Below are 24,017 nucleotides of genomic sequence, written 5' to 3'. Positions count from 1 at the left end.
TTTACCAATTATCTTGATATCTACAGATCAAGTTGCGGAAGTGGCGGAATTGGTAGACGCACCAGATTTAGGTTCTGGCGCCGCAAGGTGTGAGAGTTCAAGTCTCTCCTTCCGCACCATTCTTGATCAAAAGTTTAAAATGGCTACGTAGCTCAGCTGGTTAGAGCACATCACTCATAATGATGGGGTCACAGGTTCGAATCCCGTCGTAGCCACCATTGATTAGATTGCTAGCATAAGCTATCAGTCACGTAGATTTAAGATGCGGAAGTGGCGGAATTGGTAGACGCACCAGATTTAGGTTCTGGCGCCGCAAGGTGTGAGAGTTCAAGTCTCTCCTTCCGCACCATCTTAAATTAATCTACACTATCAGAATACGCGGAAGTGGCGGAATTGGTAGACGCACCAGATTTAGGTTCTGGCGCCGTAAGGTGTGAGAGTTCAAGTCTCTCCTTCCGCACCATTCTTTCTCTCGATAAGAGAGGTTAAGTAGTCTTTGACTATTTACGCTGTAGGGCTATCGCCAAGCGGTAAGGCAGCGGCTTTTGATGCCGCCATTCCCTGGTTCGAATCCAGGTAGCCCTGCCATATACAACGATATTGAGATTTTACCAATTATCTTGATATCTATAGATTAAGTTGCGGAAGTGGCGGAATTGGTAGACGCACCAGATTTAGGTTCTGGCGCCGCAAGGTGTGAGAGTTCAAGTCTCTCCTTCCGCACCATTATCGGAAAACCCAGCATGACTTTGCTGGGTTTTTTCTTTTTTTGGTTCTGGACTCGGGAAATCATTAGATTTGCCGAATTAAAAAAGCGAGCTCATGGCTCGCTTTTTTTCTATCTGTGATTTGAGTAGCTTACTACATACCTAACGCGTATTTCAGTACTTGAGCCTTAATTGGCCCTGAGTTTTCAGCAAGCTTCAATGCAGCATTACGTACGAACTTCAATGGCCCAAGATCGTTGCTAAAACCTTTATAGAAAAAGTCCATGCCCGTCTGCATGAGTAAGTTGTCAGGTCGACGTGCGCGTTCGTATTTCGCGAGTAAGGTATCTTCCAGCTTTTCTTGGTGTTCTGTTACCGAAAGGAGAACGTCTACATCTTTGAAGCCTAAGTTTACCCCTTGCCCTGCAAGCGGGTTGATCGTATGAGCAGAGTCACCCACTAACACGCAATTTTTGCTTGAGTAGCTTTGCGCATGACGACGAGTGAGTGGGAATGAGCCAAACTGTAAAACTTCAATATCGCCTAATTCAGCAGGGAAATGACGTAAAATTTCTTCCCTTAGTTGAGGTTTACCCATCGCACACAGTTGTTTAATACGTATAGGCGAGTCATACCAAACCAAAGAACCTTGGCCTACTACTTGACCATCGTCGTTACTCAAAGAGCACAGAGGTAAAAATGAACGTGGGCCTGAAGGTGTAAATTGTTGCCAAGTAATATCTTGCTGAGGCAATTCTGTTTTCACGTTAATCAACATGCAATGTTGTCGGTAATCCCACGCAGTTACACCAATTCCAGCCAATTGACGAACTTTAGAGTTTGCACCATCAGCACCAATCACCCAGTTAGCTTCAAACTGCTCCCCACTTTCTAGTGTCACAAGGTTTACATCTGCAAACTCAATGGCTTTTAATCGCTCAGGACACATCACGGTTAGATTTTCATACTGAGAGAAGACTTGCCAAAGACCTAATTGGATTAGGCGATTTTCAACGATGTAACCTAGCTGATCCAATGACAATTCATCAGAGTGAAAACGAGTACGGCACTCTGGGTGCTCCCAAGTTTCTAAGCGCCGATAAGGACAAACTCGCATGCTCTTGATCTCTGACCATGCTCCGAGTGAATCAAGTAACTCCACCGACTGGTGCGAGATTGCAGATACACGAATATCCATCGCCTGAGCGGCATCAAAAACTTTAGGTTTTGTACCTTCGACCAAGACAACGCTTCTGCCCTGCTTGGCAAATCCAACAGCGACGGCTGCCCCAACCATACCGCCACCGATCACGGCGATGTCATACTTGTTCATTTTTCACTCTTCATCGTGCTGATTAATTGGCGTTTTTTATTGTACTTTCCATGGCTATTTTTACAAAATTGTTTAACAAAAAACCTTGTTCTGCATAGGGCGAAAAACTAGATTTCATCAGGCTTTGCAGAGAATTAGCTAGATCACTAGTCAGGTGCTTTTTAAAGCAGTACAATACGCCGCTTACCGCCGTGATGGCGGCTATAATTTGAGCAATAGCTCTCCGATTTAAGTACAACTGAACGAGCGAAAGTGAGATGAGTAAGAAACTGCTAATTAAAACCTGGGGCTGCCAGATGAACGAATACGATTCATCAAAAATGGCCGACCTGCTTAATGCTGCAAACGGCTACGAGCTGACGGAAGAGCCAGAGGAAGCAGACGTACTTCTACTTAACACCTGTTCGATCCGTGAAAAAGCGCAAGAGAAAGTTTTCCACCAGTTAGGCCGCTGGAAAACACTAAAAGATAAAAAACCTGGCGTAGTTATCGGTGTAGGTGGTTGTGTAGCAACGCAAGAAGGTGACCATATTCGTGAACGTGCACCATACGTTGACGTTATTTTTGGCCCACAAACTTTGCACCGCCTACCTGAGATGATCAAACAATCTCAGTCCGATGATGCACCAGTTATGGACATTTCGTTCCCAGAGATCGAAAAATTCGACCGCCTACCTGAACCTCGCGCTGAAGGTGCGACAGCATTCGTTTCTATTATGGAAGGCTGCTCTAAGTACTGTACTTACTGTGTCGTACCGTACACTCGTGGTGAAGAAGTAAGCCGTCCAATGGATGACGTACTGTTCGAAATCGCCCAACTTGCTGAACAAGGCGTACGTGAAGTAAACCTTCTGGGTCAAAACGTAAACGCGTACCGTGGTCCTATGCACGATGGTGAGATCTGTTCATTTGCAGAACTGCTTCGTTTGGTTGCGTCTATCGATGGTATCGACCGTATTCGTTTCACGACGAGCCACCCGTTAGAATTCACAGACGACATCATCGCAGTATACGAAGATACGCCAGAACTTGTGAGCTTCCTGCACTTACCTGTGCAAAGTGGTAGTGACCGTATCCTAACGATGATGAAACGCCCTCACACCGCTATCGAATACAAATCGATCATCCGTAAACTGCGTAAAGCTCGTCCTGATATTCAAATCAGTTCAGACTTTATTGTTGGTTTCCCTGGTGAGACAGACAAAGACTTCCAAGACACCATGAAGCTAATCAAAGATGTAGACTTTGACATGAGCTTCAGCTTTATTTTCTCTCCACGTCCAGGTACGCCAGCAGCGGATTACCCTTGTGATGTGTCAGAACAAGTGAAGAAAGAACGCCTTTACGAACTACAGCAAACTATCAATGCTCAAGCGATGCGTTACTCTCGCTTAATGCTTGGCACAGAACAACGTGTTCTAGTTGAAGGTCCTTCGAAGAAAAACCTAATGGAACTACGCGCTCGTACAGAAAACAACCGTGTAGTAAACTTTGAAGGTAGTGCAGACCTAATTGGTCAGTTCGTTGATGTAAAAATCGTAGACGTATTTGCAAACTCACTGCGTGGTGAGCTAGTACGTACTGAAAAAGACATGGATCTTCGTAGTGTGATTTCCCCAACGCAGATGATGGCGAAAACACGTCGCGAAGATGAGCTGGGTGTAGCTACTTTTACGCCGTAAGCTCGTATAAATAGCCATGGAGAGCCTGGTCGTTATCAGGCTCTCACTAAGTGGCAAAAAATGAGAGGCAACATTGAGCAATAAAATCGTAACTCTAGAAATTAACCTAGAACCTTCAGACAACCGCCGACTAGCTAGCCTGTGCGGTCCATTCGATGACAACATCAAGCATTTAGAACGTCGTCTAGGCGTTGAAATTAACCACCGTAGTGACCACTTTACGATTGTCGGTAAACCTCATACCGCATCAGCTGCGCTGGATATCCTGAAAACTCTATATGTTGATACCGCACCTGTACGAGGTGAGATCCCAGATATTGAGCCTGAGCAAATCCATCTAGCGATCAAAGAGTCTGGTGTTCTTGAGCAGAATACTGAGTCTAATATCGAGCATGGTAAAGAAGTCTTCGTCAAAACCAAGAAAGGTGTGATCAAACCACGTACGCCAAACCAAGCGCAGTACTTGGTTAACATGGTCACGCATGATATTTCTTTTGGTATTGGCCCGGCTGGTACAGGTAAAACCTACCTTGCTGTAGCAGCAGCTGTTGACGCACTAGAGCGCCAAGAGATCCGTCGTATTCTACTTACTCGTCCAGCGGTTGAAGCTGGTGAGAAATTGGGCTTCCTGCCTGGTGATTTAAGCCAGAAAGTCGACCCATACCTACGTCCGCTATACGACGCTCTATTTGAAATGCTGGGCTTTGAGCGCGTAGAGAAGCTGATTGAACGTAACGTGATTGAGGTTGCCCCTCTTGCTTACATGCGTGGTCGTACTCTAAACGACGCCTTCATCATTCTTGATGAGAGTCAGAACACCACTGTTGAGCAGATGAAGATGTTCCTAACGCGTATTGGTTTTAACTCTCGCGCGGTTATCACTGGTGATGTCACGCAGATTGACTTACCTCGTGGTGCGAAATCGGGTCTTCGTCATGCTATTGAAGTACTAAGCGAAGTTGACGACATCAGCTTTAACTTCTTCTTGGCCGACGACGTTGTACGTCACCCTGTGGTTGCTCGTATCGTTAACGCGTACGAGAAGTGGGAAGCACAAGACCAGAAAGAGCGTAAAGAGTTCGAGAAACGCCGTCGTGAAGAACGCGATGCGAAGTTACTAGAAGCAGCAAAAGCCGAACTGAATGCACAAGTTGCTTCAACTAAGGAATAATCATGGCGATTGAACTTGATCTGCAACTGGCAGTCGAAAATGAAGAAGGTCTGCCTTCGCAGCAAGATTTCCAATTGTGGCTAGATAAGACAATCCCTCTCTTCCAGCCACAAGCCGAAGTCACCATTCGTATTGTTGATGAACAAGAAAGTCATACGCTCAACCATGAGTATCGCGGCAAAGATAAACCAACTAATGTGTTGTCGTTTCCATTTGAAGCACCTCCTGGTATGGAAATAGATTTACTTGGTGATTTGATTATTTGCCGCCAAGTTGTTGAAAAAGAGGCGGTTGAACAGAGCAAGCCTCTGCTAGCACATTGGGCGCATATGGTTGTACATGGCAGCTTGCATCTGCTAGGTTATGATCATATAGAGGATGACGAAGCCGAAGAGATGGAGTCCCTCGAAACCGAAATCATGCAAGGTATGGGTTATGAAGATCCTTACATTGCTGAAAAAGAGTAGCTATTGGCCACTCGACAGGGAAAGGCGAACCACCTAAATGACTCTCGTGTTCGCCTCTCTATGTGTGCTATCACACTTCTGATAGCGTTACTTAATTGAGAAACAATGAACGAAGATAATTCTCCCTCTTCTAACGAAGATAAGAAAGAAAAGGCAGAAGGTCCGAGTAGAAAGTCCTTCTTTGAACGTCTAGGTCAACTATTTCAGGGCGAACCAAAAGATCGCCAAGAGCTTGTGGATGTTATCCGCGACTCTGAAGTTAACGACCTGATTGACCATGACACTCGCGATATGCTTGAAGGTGTTATGGAAATCTCCGAAATGCGTGTGCGTGACATTATGATCCCGCGTTCGCAAATGGTTACCGTTGAGCGTACTCACGACCTTGATACCTTGGTTGCTTTGATTACCGATGCTCAACACTCTCGCTACCCTGTGATCAGCGAAGATAAAGACCATGTGGAAGGCATACTTCTAGCGAAGGACTTACTTAAATACTTAGGCTCAGGCAGTAATCCATTTGATATCGAAGAAGTCATTCGACCAGCGGTTGTGGTACCGGAAAGTAAACGCGTTGATCGACTGCTGAAAGAATTCCGTGAAGAACGTTATCATATGGCCATTGTTGTCGATGAATTCGGTGGTGTTTCTGGTCTTGTGACCATTGAAGATATCCTTGAGGAAATCGTCGGGGATATTGAAGATGAATTCGATGAAAGTGAAGAGACGGACATTCGTAAGCTGAGCAAGCATACGTTTGCTGTCAGAGCGCTGACAACCATCGAAGAGTTTAATGAGACATTCGGAACCAACTTCAGCGATGAGGAAGTTGATACCGTTGGTGGTATGGTCATGACTGCCTTTGGTCACTTACCTTCTCGTGGTGAACTGGTTGAAATTGAAGGCTACAACTTCAAAGTCACCGCTGCCGATAACCGTCGTGTCATTCAACTCCAAGTGACGATCCCAGACGAAGAAACCCTGGTTGAAGCCACTCAAGAGTAACGCGATACCCATTGGGAATCTCAGAAAATTACAATGATGAATGAACTCTTTCATCGCCTTAAGCGGCCCTTAGTGGCCGCTTTTGTTGGCGCCTCTACTACACTCGCTTTCGCTCCTTACCAGCTGTGGCCTATTGCCATTCTTAGCCCTGCAATTCTACTGATTCTTCTTGCTAACCAAACTCCGAAACGCGCACTATGGATTGGTTATGCTTGGGGGTTAGGTCAATTTGCAACTGGCGTTAGCTGGGTTTACGTCAGTATCTCCGGTTTTGGCGGTATGCCGCTCATTGCCAATTTATTTTTAATGGGCTTGCTTGTTGCCTACTTGGCTGTTTATTCAGGCTTATTTGCTTGGCTCAACAACAAGCTGTTTCCTCAATTTACGCTCACAAAAGCACTTCTCGCTGCACCTGCTTTATGGCTGATCAGTGATTGGTTACGTGGTTGGGTGATGACTGGATTCCCTTGGTTATGGCTAGGCTATAGCCAGATAGATGCTCCACTCGCAAGCTTTGCACCAATTGGCGGCGTAGAACTGCTTACTCTATTTATCCTTATCAGCGCAGGGGCGTTAGCCTATGCATGGATTCATAAGCAGTGGCTGATGGTGATTATCCCTGCGGTACTACTCAGTACTGGCTTTGGGATTCGCAACTACGATTGGGTAACACCCCGACCAGAAGACACGACTAAGCTCGCACTGATTCAAGGTAACGTAGACCAAAACCTAAAGTGGCTACCAAGTCAACGCTGGCCAACCATCATGAAATATGCTGACTTAACTCGTGAAAACTGGGACGCTGACATTATCGTTTGGCCAGAAGCAGCAATTCCCGCTTTTGAAATTGAAGTGCCTTCATTTTTGAGCAATATCGACAGCGCTGCAAAAATGAATAACAGCGCAATCATCACCGGTGTCGTCAACCAAGCTGAAGACCGACAGTTCTACAACAGTATTCTGTCCCTCGGCATCACACCATACGGTGACTACAGCTTCGATTTAAGCGAACGTTACCATAAGCATCACCTACTACCGTTTGGTGAGTTTGTACCATTTGAAGATATTTTGCGCCCATTAGCGCCATTCTTTAACCTACCGATGTCGTCGTTTAGCCGTGGGGCTTTTGTGCAGCCAAACATCGTTGCGAATGGCATGCACATGGCACCAGCGCTTTGCTATGAGATCATCTTTAATGAGCAAGTGCGTCAAAATGTGACTGACGAAACAGACTTCATTCTAACGCTTTCAAATGATGCATGGTTTGGTCACTCTATCGGTCCTCTTCAGCATATGGAGATCGCCCGTATGCGTGCCTTAGAGTTAGGTAAACCGCTCATCCGCTCGACTAACAACGGATTAACAGCGGTAACCGATCACAAAGGTAAAATCGTTGAGCAAGTACCGCAGTTTGAAACTGCAGTACTGCGCGCAGAGCTCACCCCAACCGATGGGAAAACGCCATATCGAATCGTTGGTACTTGGCCATTGTATATTTGGGTTGGGTTAAGTTTAGCGCTGACTTTCGGTTTAAGAAGAAAACAGAGTTATACCAATCACAGTAAATAAGTGATCAGAAATAGCGTAGGAAAAATGCTTGAGAACAAGGCAAAAATTTTCGATAAGTAGTTATTCTACAATCAAAATTATTAACGCAGTTATCGAGTATTTTAACAAGCTAGAATGACCAGTTATTTACTACGATTGGTATTAAGAGCAGCTTGAAAGTAGAAAAGACAAAAAAGAGGCGACTAAGCCTCTTTTTTATTCATAGCATTATACTGTCGTTACGCGCCATTTATGGCTTTAATGACTGACGAGTAAAGCCTTTGTGACCACATTTAATACACGGAATGATTACAGTTGGGTGGTTATACGTTGTCTTGTGACCACACTCATCACAGACTAAAGTGCCTAAGCCTATCACCTCTCCTGCTTCATATAGCCCTTGATGCTCTAAGTCATCGAACAACTCAACCCACTCAACTTTAGTTCGGTCAGTAATCTCTAACAGCCCTTGCCATATCGAGTCCGCAATCGTTAAGTAAAACGGGCCGCTTTTGCTATCCTCGTAACTCTCTGAAAACTCTTTTAAGTCTGCTTTAAGGTACGCTTTGATTAAAGCCAATTCATCTTTGGTCAAGTCATTAGCAGCATCCACCACTTTGCCCGACGTCTCAATCGCTTTGTTAACTTCTTCCGGACTGTGCTTCAAGGTTTCAATCACATCCTCGAGCATTTCCTCATAACCTGTTTTACGTTTAGGCATAACTGACCTCCATCTTTCTCCTACCTGCGTCACTTAAGGGCGCATGGGTACAGATTGGCTATTGTTGTGATCCCTAGCTTTAGGTATTCTATGACGATCTATTTAAGTCTGTTCTAACCGAACTCACAAATTCCAAGATAACGGATACCATCGATGCAAGAACAATACAACCCACAAGATATTGAACAAAAAGTTCAAAAGCACTGGGATGACAACAAAACCTTTGTTGTAAGTGAAGACCCAAATAAAGAAAAATTCTACTGTCTGTCCATGTTCCCATACCCAAGTGGTCGACTGCACATGGGTCACGTGCGCAACTACACTATCGGTGATGTAGTATCTCGTTTCCAACGCCTACAAGGTAAAAACGTGATGCAACCAATCGGTTGGGACGCATTCGGTCTACCTGCAGAAAACGCAGCAGTAAAAAACAAAACTGCGCCAGCACCTTGGACTTACGAAAACATCGAATACATGAAGAACCAACTTAAGCTTCTAGGCTTTGGTTACGATTGGAACCGTGAATTCGCAACATGTACACCGGAGTACTACCGCTGGGAACAAGAGTTCTTCACTAAACTTTACGAGAAAGGTTTAGTTTACAAAAAGACTTCTTCTGTTAACTGGTGTCCTAACGACCAAACTGTTCTTGCAAACGAGCAGGTTGAAGACGGTTGTTGCTGGCGTTGTGATACGCCTGTAGAGCAAAAAGAAATCCCTCAATGGTTCATCAAAATCACTGAATACGCTCAAGAGCTACTAGACGACCTAGACAAGCTTGAAGGTTGGCCTGAAATGGTGAAAACCATGCAGCGCAACTGGATTGGCCGCTCTGAAGGCGTTGAGCTGAAGTTTGAAGTTAAGGGTCAACAAGACCTAGAAGTTTACACAACACGTCCAGATACGCTAATGGGTGTGACTTACGTGGGCATCGCAGCCGGCCACCCTCTTGCAGCTCTTGCTGCAGAGAACAACCCAGAGCTTGCAGCGTTTATCGACGAATGTAAGAACAACAAGGTTGCAGAAGCTGAGCTAGCGACAATGGAGAAGAAAGGTATGGCTACTGGCCTTACTGCTATTCATCCATTGAACGGCCGTGAAGTTCCTGTTTACGTAGCAAACTTCGTACTGATGGACTACGGTACAGGCGCGGTAATGGCAGTACCTGCACACGACCAACGTGACTACGAGTTCGCAACGAAGTACGGTCTAGACATCGTGCCTGTTATCAAGCCTGCTGATGGCAGCGAGCTAGACATTTCTGAAGCGGCATACACAGAGAAAGGCGTACTGTTCGATTCTGGTGAATTCGACGGCCTAGAATTCCAAGCGGCGTTCGATGCAATTGCAGCGAAGCTAGAAGCAGAAGGCAAAGGCACTAAGACTGTAAACTTCCGTCTACGCGACTGGGGTGTATCTCGTCAACGTTACTGGGGCGCACCAATCCCAATGGTAACGACTGAAGACGGTGAAGTTCACCCAGTACCTGCTGACCAACTACCAGTGATTCTTCCAGAAGACGTGGTAATGGACGGCGTAACTAGCCCAATCAAAGCAGACAAAGAGTGGGCGAAGACAACCTTTAACGGCGAACCTGCTCTACGTGAGACAGATACGTTCGATACGTTCATGGAATCTTCTTGGTACTACGCGCGTTACTGTTCACCACAAGCGGACGACATCCTAGACCCAGAAAAAGCAAACTACTGGCTACCAGTAGATCAATACATCGGTGGTATCGAGCACGCTTGTATGCACCTACTGTACTCACGCTTCTTCCACAAACTACTGCGCGATGCGGGTTACGTAACGTCTGACGAACCGTTCAAGCAACTACTGTGTCAAGGCATGGTACTGGCTGATGCGTTCTACTTCGAGAACGAGAAAGGCGGCAAAGAGTGGGTAGCTCCAACAGACGTAGCCGTTGAACGTGATGGTAAAGGCCGCATAACTTCTGCTAAAGACACTGAAGGTCGTGATGTAACGCACTCAGGCATGATCAAGATGTCTAAGTCTAAGAACAACGGTATCGACCCTCAAGAAATGGTAGACAAGTACGGCGCAGACACAGTACGTCTATTCATGATGTTCGCGTCTCCAGCGGACATGACACTTGAATGGCAAGAGTCTGGCGTAGAAGGTGCGAACCGCTTCCTAAAACGTGTTTGGAAACTAGTGAAAGAGCACACAGCGAAAGGCGCAGCAGAAGCAGTAGATACCGCAGCGCTTTCTGGTGATCAAAAAGCACTTCGCCGCGACGTTCACAAGACTATCGCGAAAGTGACGGACGATATCGCTCGTCGTCAAACATTCAACACCGCGATCGCTGCGATCATGGAGCTGATGAACAAACTAGCGAAAGCGCCTCAAGAATCTGCGCAAGATCGTGCAATCCTTGACGAAGCACTGAAAGCTATTGTTGTCATGCTTTACCCTATCACTCCGCATATCTCATACGAGCTATGGGCAGCACTAGGTGAAACAGACATTGATAACGCGGCATGGCCGACGTTTGACGAAAAAGCGCTAGTTGAAGACGAAAAAACTATCGTTGTTCAAGTTAACGGTAAGCTACGTGCGAAGCTAACAGTCCCAGCTGATATCTCTAAAGACGATATCGAACAGCTTGGTCTAAACGACGAAAACGTGGTTAAGTTCACTGATGGCCTGACTATTCGTAAAGTCATTTACGTTCCAGGTAAACTGCTGAACATCGTTGCAAACTAATCACAGCTGTCAATTTGTCTCTGTGTAGCGAACTTATTTGTTAACCAAGAGTCATTAAACAGGGTAGTTAGCTACCCTGTTTATTTACCTCAAACCATTCACATGAGTGGTTTAAGGTAAATAACCCCTTCAATTTAGGATGAATACAATCAATGCGCTTTTTCTCTTTGATTAAACTACCAGTGGTATTGGTATTAGCGGGGCTTCTTTCTGCCTGTGGTTTTCACCTTCGCGGCGAGTATTCCGTACCGGAAGAGCTGCACACTATGTCTTTCTCCAGCTACGATGAATACAGTGAATTAACTCGCTATGTTCGCTCTCAACTCGAACTGAACAAAGTTGAACTTGTTCAACCATCATCGACGGTACCCAACCTTCATTTGACGGAAGCGACAATCGATGAGCGTACACTATCGCTTTATCAAAATAGCCGTGCAGCAGAAAAAGAGCTGACATACGTAGTAAAATACCGTGTGACAATTCCTGGCTATGGTTCTAAAAACTTTACGACAACAGTAAACCGCAACTACCTAGACAACCCGTTGACCGCACTTGCAAAATCTGTTGAGCGTGACGTAATTGAAGACGAGATGCGCTTGCAAGCTGCAAAACAGATGATGCGCCAGTTGGGCCGTATTCGTGCCGAATATGAAGCAGGACAAATCTCTGAGCCAGCGAACAAAAACTCTTAGTCACTATGCGAATTTATGCCGATAAGCTAACGGATCATTTAACTAAACAAGTTAAACAGGTTTACTTAATCTTTGGTAATGAGCCGTTACTGATTCAAGAAAGCCGCCAAGCCATCCAAAAGGCAGCGTTTCAGCAAGGTTTTGAGGAAAAACACCGTTTTGCGGTGGATGCTAGCATCGACTGGAACCAAGTTTACGACTGTTTCCAAGCGATGAGCCTGTTTTCAAACCGTCAATTGATTGAGCTTGAAATTCCTGAAAGTGGCGTGACAACCGCCGTCAGCAAAGAGCTGCAAACACTGTGTGATATGCTTCATGATGACATCATGCTCGTCATTGTTGGTAGCAAACTGACCAAAGCCCAAGAAAATGCGAAATGGTTCAAAACATTAAGCTCAAAAGGCGATTGGGTAAGCTGCTTGTCGCCAGACCTTCAACGCCTACCTATGTTCATTCAGACACGTTGCCGCACGTTGGGACTAAAACCCGATCAGCAATCACTGCAAATGTTGGCTCAATGGCATGAAGGTAACCTATTTGCATTGACACAAAGCTTAGAGAAATTGGCCCTACTCTATCCGGATGGTGAGCTGACCATCATACGTTTAGAGGAAGCCCTAAGTCGCCATAATCACTTCACTACCTTTAACTGGATCGACGCCTTACTGGCAGGTAAAGCAAACCGTGCACAACGTATTCTTCGCCAACTTGAGGCGGAAGGGGTTGAGACCGTGATCTTGATTCGAAGTGTACAAAAAGAGTTGAGCCAACTTTTAAATATGCATCAAGACTTAAGTCAAATGGGAATGAACCAGGTATTTGAGAAATATCGAGTTTGGCAAAACAAGCGTCCACTCTATAACGCAGCACTGACCCGCTTATCAGCGAGTCGTATTTGTGCATTGCTCTCCTTGTTGGCTCAAGCCGAGATAAAAGCCAAAACTCAGTATGACGAGTCTGTATGGCCAACTATTCATCAGTTGAGCTTAGAAACCTGCTCTCCTGATATTAAGCTGGCAATTTAAAAATCAAAGCGTGATATAGTGCGCGACCTGTTTTGCAAGCAAGAATGTAAAACACTGTAGAGATAAGAGACAAACCGAGGAAAACCGAGTGCTTCGCGAAGAACTGAAAGACTTTTTAGCTGATAAAGCCGACGACATGAAAGCGGAAGACATTATCGTCCTAAATGTGGAAGATAAATCAAGCGTGACAGATTACATGATCATCTGTACTGGTACATCCAAACGCCACGTTTCATCCATCGCAGACCATGTTGCAACAGAAGTGAAAAAAGCCGGTCTTGAGCCACTAGGAATGGAAGGTGAAAACGAAGGTGAATGGGTAGTCCTAGATATGGGCGACGCCATGCTTCACGTGATGCAAGAAGAGCACCGCAAACTCTACCAGCTAGAAAAACTCTGGGGTTAATCTTTTGAAAATTCAACTAATTGCTGTTGGCACAAAAATGCCAAAATGGGTTGAGGAAGGCTTTCAAGAATATCGTCGCCGTTTCCCGCATGATATGCCGTTGGAGTTGATTGAAATCTCTGCTGGCAAGCGTGGTAAGAATGCCGATATCGCTCGCATCCTGCAAAAAGAAGGAGAAGCGATGCTCGCGGCGGTACCAAAAGGCAACCGTATCGTCACGTTAGATATCCCAGGTAAAAAATGGGACACTCCTCAACTCGCTGAGCAGTTAGAAGCTTGGAAATTAGATGGCCGTGATGTATCAATATTAATCGGCGGTCCCGAAGGACTCGCTCCTGCATGCAAAGCTGCAGCAGACCAAAGCTGGTCATTATCTGCCTTAACGCTACCCCACCCTCTAGTGCGTATCGTAATGGCAGAAAGCTTATACCGAGCGTGGAGCATCACCGCTAACCACCCTTATCATCGCGAATAATCGTTGTTTAACTTTAGAGCCAAGCGTTAATGATTCGTAAACGCCGCAGTCAAATCCGAGATTATCAAGCCGAAGCGCGTCTGTTTGCCAGCCGCGCTATTGTTGCTTTTATCGGCATTGTTGTCTTGATGGGAGCTCTGGTTGCCAACATGTACAACATTCAGGTGAACCAGTTTCAAGACTATCAAACCCGCTCGAACGATAACCGCATCAAAGTAGTGCCTATCGCGCCTAACCGAGGTCTAATTTATGACCGAAATGGCGTTTTACTGGCAGAGAACCGTCCCGTCTTTAACTTAGAACTGACCCCAGAAAAAATTAAAGACATTGATGCAACCATCCAAGAATTACAAACTATTCTGGAAATTACACCAGACCAGATTGAACGTTTCCACCACGAGCGTAAACGGACTCGTCGATTTAAATCGGTCCCACTGCTTACCCAACTGAACGAAAAACAAGTAGCGGTATTCTCCGTCAATCAGTACCGCTTTCCGGGCGTGGAAATAAGTGCGACCTTAAAGCGCTACTACCCTTTCAGCGAAGTCTTAACCCACGTGATTGGGTATGTTTCTCGAATTAATGATCGCGACATGCAGCGCCTGATCCGAGAAGAAAAAGACGCAAACTATCAAGCCACTCGCGACATTGGTAAGCTGGGTATTGAAAAATACTACGAAGACCTCTTACACGGTACAGCCGGATATCAAGAAGTCGAGGTAAACAGCCGCGGCCGAGTAATCCGTACCTTAAAGTACGTTCCACCTGTACCCGGAAAAGACATCGTTTTAAACCTTGATATCAACTTGCAGTTGTACGTACACCAATTATTGGACGGCCGCCGAGGCAGTGCTGTAGTAATCGATCCTAGAGACAACGGCGTACTGGCTATGGTTTCAAGCCCTAGCTACGATCCTAACTCGTTCGTGCACGGAATCTCAGGTAAAGACTATCGCGCCCTTTTGAACGATAAAAACCGTCCTTTGGTCAACCGCACTACACTTGGCATTTACCCCCCTGCGTCTACCATCAAACCATTTATGGCGGTAGCCGCGCTGCAAGAAGGTGTCGTAACACCTAACACCACACGAAATGATCCTGGTTATTGGCGCATACCAAACTCTAACACACGTCCGTTCCGGGACTGGTTGCGTTGGGGACACGGACGCGTCGATATCATTAAGTCGATCGAAGAGTCTGTTGATACCTTCTACTATCAAATCGCTTATGACATGGGTATTGACCGTATTTCGAATTGGATGATGATGTTCGGTTTTGGTGATTACACTGGCATTGATATCTACGAAGAAAGTAAGGCGAATATGCCGACTCGTGACTGGAAAATGTCTCGCCATAAAACCCCATGGTATAAAGGTGATACGATCCCTGTGGGTATCGGCCAAGGATATTGGACAGCAACACCAATGCAAATCGCCAAAGCAACCTCCGTATTAGTAAACGAGGGAGAAGTGATCGCACCTCACTTGCTCAAAGCGACGATAGAAAATGGTAACGACTTCGAAGAGCAGCAAACGACAGAATACGTGACTTACCCACCAATCAAGAATGTGCCTAAAAAGTACTGGGATATGGCGAAAGAAGGCATGCGTCGGGTAAACCATGGCACGCGCGGAACAGCTCGTCGCTCATTCTACAAAATGAATTATGAAACAGCGGGTAAATCAGGTACTGCACAGGTCTTCGGTCTGGGTGAAAACGAAGAGTACAACGCCGATGAGATCGCCGAGCACTTACGTGACCATGCGTTATTTACTGGCTTTGCACCATTTGATGATCCTAAAGTGGTCGTCACTGTAGTACTAGAAAATGCCGGTGGTGGTTCTAGTAACGGTGCCCCAGTAGTAAGGAAAATTTTTGACCGAGTCGTTCTTGGTCCAGAAGAAATTGAGCCTGAAAACAATGCGAAGAAAGAGGTAAAACAGTAATGAAGATGGATCCCTCTACAGGTAAAAATCGCGCCCTGTTTGAACGCTTCCATATCGACTTACCACTCCTACTTGGCATATTGGCCCTGATGGGGTTTGGCCTGGTGATCATGTACAGCGCCAGTGGCCAAAGTTTACTGATGATGGATCGCCAAGCCATGCGAATGGTGCTTTCACTCGTTGTGATGCTCGTCCTTGCGCAGCTTTCTCCACGAACTTACGAAAGCTTGGCACCTTTGATGTTCGTTGGTGGCGTTATACTGCTTTTCGGCGTGCTGTTTTTCGGTGAAGCATCGAAAGGCGCGCAGCGTTGGCTTAACCTCGGTTTTGTGCGCTTTCAACCGTCAGAGCTATTGAAGCTCGCGGTGCCATTAATGGTGGCTCGCTATGTCGGTAGACAGCCCCTTCCACCAACGCTAAAAACACTCATTGTTGCACTGATTATGGTCTGCTTACCAACCATTCTCATTGCAAAGCAGCCTGACTTAGGTACCTCGATCCTGATCGCCGCTTCCGGTATTTTTGTTATCTTCCTCGCCGGCATTAGCTGGAAAATCATCGCTGGTGCTGCGATTGCATTAGGTGGTTTCATTCCAATTCTGTGGTTTTTCTTGATGCGAGAGTATCAAAAAGTGCGAGTTCGTACTCTATTTAACCCGGAATCTGATCCGCTAGGAGCGGGCTACCACATTATTCAGAGTAAAATTGCGATTGGCTCCGGTGGTATTTCCGGCAAAGGTTGGTTGCAAGGTACGCAGTCACAACTAGAATTTCTTCCTGAACGACACACTGACTTTATCTTTGCAGTAATTGCTGAAGAATGGGGTATGATTGGCTTCCTTTGCCTTTTAGCCATCTATCTATTTATTATTGGACGAGGTTTATATCTCGCCAGCCAAGCGCAAACCGCATTTGGACGAATGATGGCAGGCAGTATTGTACTCAGCTTCTTCGTGTATATTTTTGTAAATATTGGCATGGTAAGTGGCATCCTACCTGTAGTAGGTGTACCGTTGCCACTCATCAGTTATGGCGGCACATCAATGGTAACCTTGATGGCTGGTTTTGGTATTCTGATGTCGATTCATACGCACCGAAAAGCATTCTCTAAGGCGACCTAGACATGCAAAAACGCGCTTTATATTCCTTGGTTTTCTCTGCTCTTATTTTGGCAGGCTGTTCATCAACTAGCCAAAAAGAACAAGAAGGCCGTTACGAACTCGAATCCGATGTTGCACCGGATACACCGCTTTCAGTCGAACACATCGAGGATGCGCATCCTAAATATGAACCGTACAGCCTAGGTGGGAACAAAGATTACCACTTGCGTGGCAAAGACTACAAAATAGTTCGCAATGCGAAAGGCTTTAAAGAAAAAGGCCGAGCATCTTGGTATGGGAAAAAATTCCAAGGTCATTTGACTTCTAATGGCGAAATCTATGACATGTACTCAATGACGGCAGCGCATAAAACGCTACCGTTACCAAGTTACGTAAAAGTTACCAATACTGACAACGGCAAAACCACCATAGTACGAGTTAATGACCGAGGTCCTTTTCACGATGGCCGTATCATTGATTTAAGCTATGCCGCCGCGCACAAGTTAGATGTCATAAAAACAGGCACCGCAAACGTGGAAATTGAAGTGATCAGTATCAATCAGCCCACGGATAAAAAGTCATTAGAAGCGCACCCTAGGTACGTTATTCAAGTAGCATCATCAAAAAATGAAGAGCGCGCGCGAACTTTAGGTACCGAGCTTGGTCAAAAATTGGATACAGAAACTTTCCTAGAGAGTGCGAAAGAGTCTTATCGCTTGTTGTTAGGGCCATTTACTGACTATTCCCTGACGCAAGCCACACTAGATAAAGTAAAGTTGCTCGGCTATTCGTCTGCATTTATTAAAAAACACAACACTGCCAAATGACCTCGTGTCATGAATTTCTCTTTGATCCCCCTCTTACATAACTAGGGATTCTGATAAGATGTCTGCAGTTAACCCAAAAATTTGAATTACCATGAATAAAAATAAGTTTGTGAAATCTATTCTCGTTTCTTCGGTTGCCCTTTCTGCAACTTTCGCTCAATCTGCTCTTGCATCACCTATCGTTGTTCCAGATGCCCCTCAAATCGCGGCGAAGGGCTACGTGCTGATGGATTACCATTCAGGTAAAGTACTGGCAGAGAAAGAGATGAACACAAAATTGTCTCCAGCTAGTCTGACTAAGATGATGACCAGCTATGTAATCGGCCAAGAGCTAGCGCGTGGTAATATCTCAGAAGATGATGATGTCACCATCAGTAAAAATGCGTGGGCGAAAAACTTCCCTGATTCATCAAAGATGTTCATTGAAGTAGGCACAACAGTTAAAGTACGTGACCTGAACCGAGGTATCATCGTCCAGTCAGGTAACGATGCCTGTGTTGCGATGGCAGAACATATTGCAGGTTCAGAAGATGCGTTTGTTGACCTAATGAACGCTTGGGCCAACACATTGGGTATGACTAACTCGCACTTTGCCAACGTTCATGGCTTAGATAACGCAGAGTTGTACTCAACACCATACGACATGGCACTGCTGGGTAAAGCACTTATCCGTGACGTACCAAATGAGTACCGAGTGTACTCAGAGAAGAAATTTACTTACAACGGCATCACCCAATACAACCGTAACGGTCTACTTTGGGATAAGAGCATGAACGTTGACGGCATCAAAACGGGTCACACAAGTAATGCGGGTTACAGCCTAGTAAGTTCAGCAACTGAAGGTCAAATGCGCTTGGTTGCGGTCGTTATGGGTACTAAAGATGCCAATGCTCGTAAGTCAGAAAGCAAAAAGCTACTAAGCTACGGCTTCCGTTTCTTCGAAACAGTAGCACCGCACAAAGCAGGTGAAACGTTCGTTGAAGAAAAAGTGTGGATGGGTAACAAAGACACTGTAGCGTTAGGCCTTGACCAAGATACTTACGTAACACTACCACGTGGTGAAGCGAAAAACCTAAAAGCCAGCTTCGTCCTTGAAAAAGAGCTAGAAGCCCCAATTAATAAAGGTGATGTAGTTGGTAAGCTATACTATCAGATCGATGGTGAAGATATTGCCGAATACCCACTAATGGCACTAGAAACCGTAGAGCAAGGTAGTCTATTTAGCCGCATGTGGGATTACATCGTATTGTTATTCAAGAGCTTCTTCTAAGAAGGACGTTAGAGTAGCAAACTTATTCGCAAAGCCGCCTGAAAGGGCGGCTTTTTAAGTTTGAGATCCTCGTCTTGAGTTCCCCCTAATTTGACTGTACTATTTCGCACCGCAACGAATATCTACTGGAGTTATCGATATGCTAACCATCAACTCTGATGCAAAATTAAAAGACCTGCTTGAGTTCCCTTGTTCATTTACTTACAAGGTAATGGGTCATGCAAAGCCTGAACTTCCAGAGCTTGTTCTTGAAGTTATTCAGCGCCATGCTCCAGGTGACTACAGCCCGACCGTTAAACCAAGTGCTAAGGGCAACTACCACTCGGTATCAATCAACATCACTGCAACGTCTATCGAGCAAGTTGAGACGCTATACAAAGAGTTAGGTGAAATTGACATCGTGCGCATGGTTCTATAATTTTTTGATAGATTAAATTTTTTTTGAAAGCAGCTTCGGCTGCTTTCTTTTTATTTATCAACTAGATAACAAAACTTTACATCGCTTTCAGTTAAAAATCTGTTACTCAGCGGTAGAGCATCAGGGTTATCCGGTTTATAATCCAAAAACTTTATATATTAGCAACAGGAATTCCCATGCAACACCAACTTGTTGTAAAACGACTTGGCCGCCAAGACTATGAGCCTGTATGGAAGGCGATGCATGAGTTCACCGACCAACGCACAGAAGAAACCCCTGATGAAGTCTGGTTGGTAGAACATAACCCAGTATTTACCCAAGGTCAGGCAGGTAAAGCTGAGCACCTTATTAACACTGGTGACATTCCTGTTGTACAAAGTGATCGCGGAGGCCAGGTTACGTATCATGGCCCTGGTCAGTTGGTCGCCTATTTCTTGATCAACTTACGCCGCAAAAAATTAGGTGTACGAGATCTCGTTACCACTATCGAGAACCTCGTGATCAACACGCTAAAAGCATACAATATCGATTCGGCCGCGCGACCTGACGCACCAGGCGTTTACGTTGACGGTAAAAAAATATGCTCTCTCGGTTTACGCATTCGTAAAGGATGCTCGTTTCATGGCTTAGCCTTGAACGTAAATATGGATTTAACACCGTTTCTGCGTATTAACCCTTGTGGTTATGAAGGTATGGAAATGGTTCAGGTCAGCCAATTTGGCGGCCCAGACAATGTAGAAGCCGTAGAAAAACAATTAATAGAAGAACTCGTTACTTTGCTCGACTATGAGCAAGTAGAATTCAGCACAGAAGCACCTTCTCAAGGTAATAAAGCATGAGCAAACCAATCCAGATGGAAAAAGGCGTTAAATATCGTGACGCCGATAAAATGGCATTGATTCCCGTAAAGAACATGCCTACAGAGCAGAAAGAAGTGCTACGTAAGCCTGATTGGATGAAGATCAAGCTACCAGCCGACAGCCAACGAATTCAAGACATCAAGGCGGCGATGCGCAAGAATAAACTTCACTCCGTATGTGAAGAAGCATCTTGCCCTAACCTAGCGGAATGTTTTAACCACGGTACAGCTACCTTCATGATCCTAGGTGCTATTTGTACTCGTCGTTGTCCTTTCTGTGACGTTGCTCATGGCCGCCCATTACCACCGGAAGCAGAAGAGCCTCAAAAACTGGCGAAAACCATCGCCGATATGAAGCTGAAATACGTAGTAATCACTTCTGTAGACCGTGACGATCTGCGTGATGGTGGTGCACAGCACTTTGCCGACTGTAACCGCGAGATCCGTGCGTTGAACCCGCATATTAAGATTGAAACTCTGGTTCCTGACTTCCGTGGTCGTATGGACGTAGCGCTTGATCTAATGAAAGATAACCCGCCAGATGTCTTCAACCACAACCTAGAAACAGCGCCACGTCTTTACCGTAAAGCTCGCCCAGGTGCAAACTACAAGTGGTCGCTGGAGCTTCTTAAGAAGTTCAAAGAGCAGCATCCAAATGTACCGACCAAATCTGGTTTGATGATGGGTCTTGGTGAAACCAAAGAAGAAATCATCGAAGTACTGAAAGATCTACGCGCACACGGCGTAACGATGCTGACTCTAGGTCAGTACTTAGCGCCAAGCCGTCACCACTTGCCAGTAGAGCGTTACGTTCCGCCATCAGAGTTTGACGAGCTAAAAGAAGTTGCACTAGAGCTTGGCTTCACGCACGCAGCGTGTGGTCCATTTGTTCGCTCTTCTTACCATGCCGATATGCAAGCTCAAGGTATCGAGATTAAATAAGCTCTCGCTTGTTTTGAAAAGCTTGTTTTGAAGAGAAAAGGTTGGCTCAGTGCCAACCTTTTTTGTATCTGTCAAATGATGATAAAAAGCCATTCTACCTCCGTCATTCTGAACAGCGAGGAACGAGCGTGATTGAGAATCAGTTTCCAACGTACTGATGATTTTTTGGGAAACGCTGAGTAAAAGAGTGTGCCTCAACAAGATTCCTGCTCTCGCCTAGGCTCGTCGGAATGACGCGGTTTGGATATATTGAAAGGGACAGTGTTGGTAGCCATCTCCTTATCACACACTCTTCGCTATATCTCATTCCAAACGCCAGACAAACAAAAAGGCCCTCAATTGAGGACCTTTAGTATATCAATGTTCAAAATAGATGAGTCGAGTTCTAGGAGAACACACGGAGTTTGCGCGAGCAAGTGAGTATGTTCGACACCGAAATTGACTCATTCTATGAAGAATAGTTAGGCGTAAACCGGTAGACGCTTACAAATTTCGAGCACTTTCTGTTTAGTCGCTTCGATAACTTCTTCGTTGCCGATGTTATCTAGAACGTCACACATCCAGTTTGCTAGCTCTTTTGCATCTTCTTCAGTGAAGCCACGGCGAGTGATCGCTGGCGTACCTACACGAATACCAGACGTTACGAATGGGCTGCGTGGGTCATTTGGTACTGAGTTCTTGTTTACAGTGATGTTTGCTGCACCTAGTGCCGCGTCTGCGTCTTTACCAGTGATATCTTTGTCGATTAGGTCAACAAGGAACAAGTGGTTTTCTGTACCGTTAGATACGATTTTGTAGCCACGCTCTTGGAACTGACCAACCATTGCTTTTGCGTTTTTCACTACGCGAGCTTGATAAGCTTTGAACTCTGGCTCCATCGCTTCTTTGAACGCTACTGCTTTACCAGCGATAACGTGCATTAGAGGGCCACCTTGACCACCAGGGAACACTGCTGAGTTCAATTTCTTGTACATATCTTCGCCAGCATTTGACAAGATAAGACCACCGCGAGGACCTGCTAGTGTTTTGTGCGTCGTTGTTGTTACCACGTGAGCATGCGGTACTGGTGTTGGGTATTCACCGGCAGCGATAAGACCAGCTACGTGCGCCATATCAACAAATAAGTAAGCACCTGCTTTGTCAGCGATTTCACGCATGCGTTTCCAATCAACGATTTGCGAGTAAGCAGAGAAACCACCGATGATCATCTTAGGTTTGTGTTCAAGTGCTAGCTGTTCCATCTCATCGTAGTTGATTTGACCAGCTTCATCGATACCGTAAGGGATAACGTTGTAGTGCTTACCAGAGAAGTTTACTGGTGAACCGTGAGTTAGGTGACCACCGTGCGCTAGGCTCATGCCTAAAACTGTATCGCCTGGGTTAAGAAGCGCCATGTAAACTGCGCTGTTTGCTTGAGAACCTGAGTGAGGCTGTACGTTAGCGTACTCACAACCAAATAGTTGGCATGCACGCTCAATTGCTAGTGCTTCAGCTTTATCTACGTACTCACAACCGCCGTAGTAACGCTTACCTGGGTAGCCTTCAGCGTATTTGTTCGTTAGCTGAGAACCTTGCGCTTCCATTACACGTGGGCTTGTGTAGTTTTCAGAAGCGATAAGTTCAATGTGTTCTTCCTGGCGAAGAGTTTCTTCCTGGATAGCTGCGAACAGTTCCGCATCGTAATCTGCGATGTTCATATCACGCTTAAGCATCTGTATCTCCTGACTCAGATTAGTACTGAAAGTTGCAAAAAAACTGTTGAATGACCCGACGCAAACGTTTTCGTCACCCTAATGGCGCGCATTCTACATAATTTGATTTAGGTCATAAAGAGAAATTTACAATTTTTCTCATGCAGTTTTTTCATGATGACAAGCAATGTTTATCATGCCAGCATTGCAATCGCATAACGACAATCTATTGCCTGTCAAATTTGTGCTTTACACCCTGTAAAACAGCAATTACATAGGTTTACCGTAAATTTTACCCTCTAGCTACCGAAAAGATCATCTTTTTACTACTATGCACGCCTTATTTATCACTAATGACTGCAACATTGATGGAAAAACACTCATTAAAAGAAGACTGGATAGCGATTCTCACGGGTACCTTTTTAGTAGCTCAAGGCGTTTTCTTTCTCCAATCCGCGAACCTTCTAACGGGAGGCACGACTGGATTGGCTCTGCTTATTAGCCAATTTACACCTTTTACCTTTGGTGTGCTGTACTTTTTAGCAAACAGTCCTTTTTACTTACTAGCATGGAAACGCTTCGGCCGTCATTTCGCCATTAATAGTGCCATTTCTGGCGCGTTGGTTTCTATCTTTGCCGATCATCTTTATTTGCTAATCTCGCTCGAATCGGTAAATGAAGTTTATTGCGCCGTCGCAGGCGGACTTTTAATGGGGCTCGGTATGCTGATCCTATTCCGACATCGCTCCAGCTTGGGTGGCTTTAACGTGCTGTGTTTGTTTATCCAAGACAAATTTGGCATTTCAGTTGGCAAAAGCCAAATGGCAATCGATGCATGTATCCTGTTTGCTTCATTCTTCTTTGTCACACCAGAAGTGATTGGCCTTTCAATTTTGGGGGCGTTTGCACTCAATCTCGTGTTAGCGATGAACCACAAACCGCACCGCTATTCCGTGACCTACGGTTCATAAATTTTTGATAATGATTGAAGCGCGATTTATAAGA

Annotated in this window: 21 protein-coding genes and 6 tRNA genes; 24 read left to right on the top strand and 3 right to left on the bottom strand. The window is 45.4% G+C overall.

The genetic code is table 11. The features are described 5' to 3' along the window. Window positions 1–34 precede the first annotated feature (34 nt). The 6 genes from L3V37_RS18670 (at window position 35) to L3V37_RS18645 (ending at window position 726) form a co-directional block, all read left to right on the top strand. A tRNA-Leu gene (locus tag L3V37_RS18670) sits at window positions 35–119 on the top strand. 22 nt (window positions 120–141) lie between these two features. After that, window positions 142–218 (top strand) — tRNA-Met (locus L3V37_RS18665). A 46-nt stretch (window positions 219–264) separates the two neighbouring features. Next, window positions 265–349: transfer RNA gene (locus tag L3V37_RS18660), tRNA-Leu, on the top strand. A 29-nt stretch (window positions 350–378) separates the two neighbouring features. Then, window positions 379–463 (top strand) — tRNA-Leu (locus L3V37_RS18655). Between the two features lie 50 nt (window positions 464–513). After that, window positions 514–588: transfer RNA gene (locus L3V37_RS18650), tRNA-Gln, on the top strand. A 53-nt stretch (window positions 589–641) separates the two neighbouring features. Next, window positions 642–726: transfer RNA gene (locus L3V37_RS18645), tRNA-Leu, on the top strand. 135 nt (window positions 727–861) lie between these two features. Here the strand turns inward: L3V37_RS18645 and L3V37_RS18640 are convergent. Then, a complete protein-coding gene (locus L3V37_RS18640) occupies window positions 862–2,040 on the bottom strand; it encodes a 2-octaprenyl-3-methyl-6-methoxy-1,4-benzoquinol hydroxylase (protein ID WP_158173713.1) in 1,179 nt (392 codons plus the stop codon). Window positions 2,041–2,297: 257 nt separating this feature from the next. Between L3V37_RS18640 and miaB the strand changes: the two genes are divergently transcribed. The 5 genes from miaB (at window position 2,298) to lnt (ending at window position 7,934) form a co-directional block, all read left to right on the top strand. Next, window positions 2,298–3,722 (top strand): tRNA (N6-isopentenyl adenosine(37)-C2)-methylthiotransferase MiaB, encoded by a 1,425-nt coding sequence (gene miaB, locus L3V37_RS18635; protein ID WP_005373038.1) that lies wholly within the window; start codon window positions 2,298–2,300, stop codon window positions 3,720–3,722. A gap of 73 nt (window positions 3,723–3,795) precedes the next feature. Next, window positions 3,796–4,893: a PhoH family protein gene (locus L3V37_RS18630; RefSeq protein ID WP_005373033.1), complete on the top strand. Its 1,098-nt coding sequence runs from the start codon at window positions 3,796–3,798 to the stop codon at window positions 4,891–4,893. Between the two features lie 2 nt (window positions 4,894–4,895). After that, window positions 4,896–5,360 carry an rRNA maturation RNase YbeY gene (gene ybeY / locus L3V37_RS18625; RefSeq protein WP_005373030.1) on the top strand — a complete coding sequence of 155 codons (465 nt, stop codon included), beginning with the start codon at window positions 4,896–4,898 and terminating at the stop codon, window positions 5,358–5,360. 105 nt (window positions 5,361–5,465) lie between these two features. Next, the gene (corC, locus tag L3V37_RS18620) at window positions 5,466–6,365 is read left to right on the top strand and encodes a CNNM family magnesium/cobalt transport protein CorC (RefSeq protein ID WP_005384118.1); all 900 of its coding nucleotides are present in this window, start codon (window positions 5,466–5,468) and stop codon (window positions 6,363–6,365) included. 33 nt (window positions 6,366–6,398) lie between these two features. Further along, window positions 6,399–7,934: an apolipoprotein N-acyltransferase gene (gene lnt / locus L3V37_RS18615; RefSeq protein ID WP_237306753.1), complete on the top strand. Its 1,536-nt coding sequence runs from the start codon at window positions 6,399–6,401 to the stop codon at window positions 7,932–7,934. A 229-nt stretch (window positions 7,935–8,163) separates the two neighbouring features. Here the strand turns inward: lnt and L3V37_RS18610 are convergent, their stop codons facing one another. Then, a complete protein-coding gene (locus tag L3V37_RS18610) occupies window positions 8,164–8,634 on the bottom strand; it encodes a zinc ribbon-containing protein (RefSeq protein WP_005373024.1) in 471 nt (156 codons plus the stop codon). 153 nt (window positions 8,635–8,787) lie between these two features. On the opposite strand from L3V37_RS18610, the gene leuS reads away from it, so the two are divergent. The 12 genes from leuS (at window position 8,788) to lipA (ending at window position 21,321) form a co-directional block, all read left to right on the top strand. Continuing rightward, window positions 8,788–11,361 carry a leucine--tRNA ligase gene (gene leuS, locus L3V37_RS18605; RefSeq protein WP_005391313.1) on the top strand — a complete coding sequence of 858 codons (2,574 nt, stop codon included), beginning with the start codon at window positions 8,788–8,790 and terminating at the stop codon, window positions 11,359–11,361. Window positions 11,362–11,513: 152 nt separating this feature from the next. Then, entirely contained in the window at window positions 11,514–12,053 is a 540-nt protein-coding gene (gene lptE, locus L3V37_RS18600; protein ID WP_005384122.1) for an LPS assembly lipoprotein LptE, read from the top strand. A 5-nt stretch (window positions 12,054–12,058) separates the two neighbouring features. Then, window positions 12,059–13,078 (top strand): DNA polymerase III subunit delta, encoded by a 1,020-nt coding sequence (holA, locus tag L3V37_RS18595; RefSeq protein ID WP_237306751.1) that lies wholly within the window; start codon window positions 12,059–12,061, stop codon window positions 13,076–13,078. A gap of 88 nt (window positions 13,079–13,166) precedes the next feature. Continuing rightward, on the top strand, window positions 13,167–13,484 hold the full coding sequence (gene rsfS, locus L3V37_RS18590; RefSeq protein WP_237306743.1) for a ribosome silencing factor: 318 nt from the start codon (window positions 13,167–13,169) through the stop codon (window positions 13,482–13,484). A gap of 4 nt (window positions 13,485–13,488) precedes the next feature. Then, complete coding sequence (rlmH, locus tag L3V37_RS18585) at window positions 13,489–13,959, top strand: 23S rRNA (pseudouridine(1915)-N(3))-methyltransferase RlmH (RefSeq protein WP_017821762.1); 471 nt, start codon at window positions 13,489–13,491, stop codon at window positions 13,957–13,959. A 29-nt stretch (window positions 13,960–13,988) separates the two neighbouring features. Next, a complete protein-coding gene (gene mrdA, locus L3V37_RS18580; protein WP_005384126.1) occupies window positions 13,989–15,905 on the top strand; it encodes a penicillin-binding protein 2 in 1,917 nt (638 codons plus the stop codon). Further along, on the top strand, window positions 15,905–17,026 hold the full coding sequence (rodA, locus tag L3V37_RS18575; protein WP_005373004.1) for a rod shape-determining protein RodA: 1,122 nt from the start codon (window positions 15,905–15,907) through the stop codon (window positions 17,024–17,026). The genes mrdA and rodA overlap by 1 nt, the downstream gene beginning before the upstream one ends. A 2-nt stretch (window positions 17,027–17,028) precedes the next feature. Beyond that, a complete protein-coding gene (locus L3V37_RS18570; RefSeq protein ID WP_017635670.1) occupies window positions 17,029–17,832 on the top strand; it encodes a septal ring lytic transglycosylase RlpA family protein in 804 nt (267 codons plus the stop codon). A gap of 91 nt (window positions 17,833–17,923) precedes the next feature. Further along, window positions 17,924–19,102, top strand: coding sequence for a serine hydrolase (locus L3V37_RS18565; RefSeq protein WP_005384132.1), 1,179 nt, complete (start codon window positions 17,924–17,926; stop codon window positions 19,100–19,102). A gap of 139 nt (window positions 19,103–19,241) precedes the next feature. After that, window positions 19,242–19,520 (top strand): DUF493 family protein YbeD, encoded by a 279-nt coding sequence (gene ybeD / locus L3V37_RS18560; protein ID WP_005384135.1) that lies wholly within the window; start codon window positions 19,242–19,244, stop codon window positions 19,518–19,520. A 176-nt stretch (window positions 19,521–19,696) separates the two neighbouring features. Continuing rightward, complete coding sequence (gene lipB / locus L3V37_RS18555; protein ID WP_005391320.1) at window positions 19,697–20,359, top strand: lipoyl(octanoyl) transferase LipB; 663 nt, start codon at window positions 19,697–19,699, stop codon at window positions 20,357–20,359. After that, entirely contained in the window at window positions 20,356–21,321 is a 966-nt protein-coding gene (gene lipA, locus L3V37_RS18550) for a lipoyl synthase (protein ID WP_005384139.1), read from the top strand. Before lipB ends, lipA begins: the two co-directional genes overlap by 4 nt. Before the next feature lie 461 nt (window positions 21,322–21,782). On the opposite strand, the gene glyA is transcribed toward lipA, so the two are convergent. Further along, window positions 21,783–23,033, bottom strand: a complete 1,251-nt coding sequence (gene glyA, locus L3V37_RS18545; protein ID WP_005381985.1) for a serine hydroxymethyltransferase — start codon at window positions 23,031–23,033, stop codon at window positions 21,783–21,785. 347 nt (window positions 23,034–23,380) lie between these two features. Between glyA and L3V37_RS18540 the strand changes: the two genes are divergently transcribed. Then, entirely contained in the window at window positions 23,381–23,983 is a 603-nt protein-coding gene (locus tag L3V37_RS18540) for a YitT family protein (RefSeq protein ID WP_017635671.1), read from the top strand. Window positions 23,984–24,017 lie beyond the last annotated feature (34 nt).

Origin of the sequence: Vibrio sp. D54 (assembly GCF_021728075.1) — a bacterium.
GTDB classification, from domain to species: domain Bacteria; phylum Pseudomonadota; class Gammaproteobacteria; order Enterobacterales; family Vibrionaceae; genus Vibrio; species Vibrio alginolyticus.
This window is presented reverse-complemented; position numbering and strand designations above follow the sequence as displayed.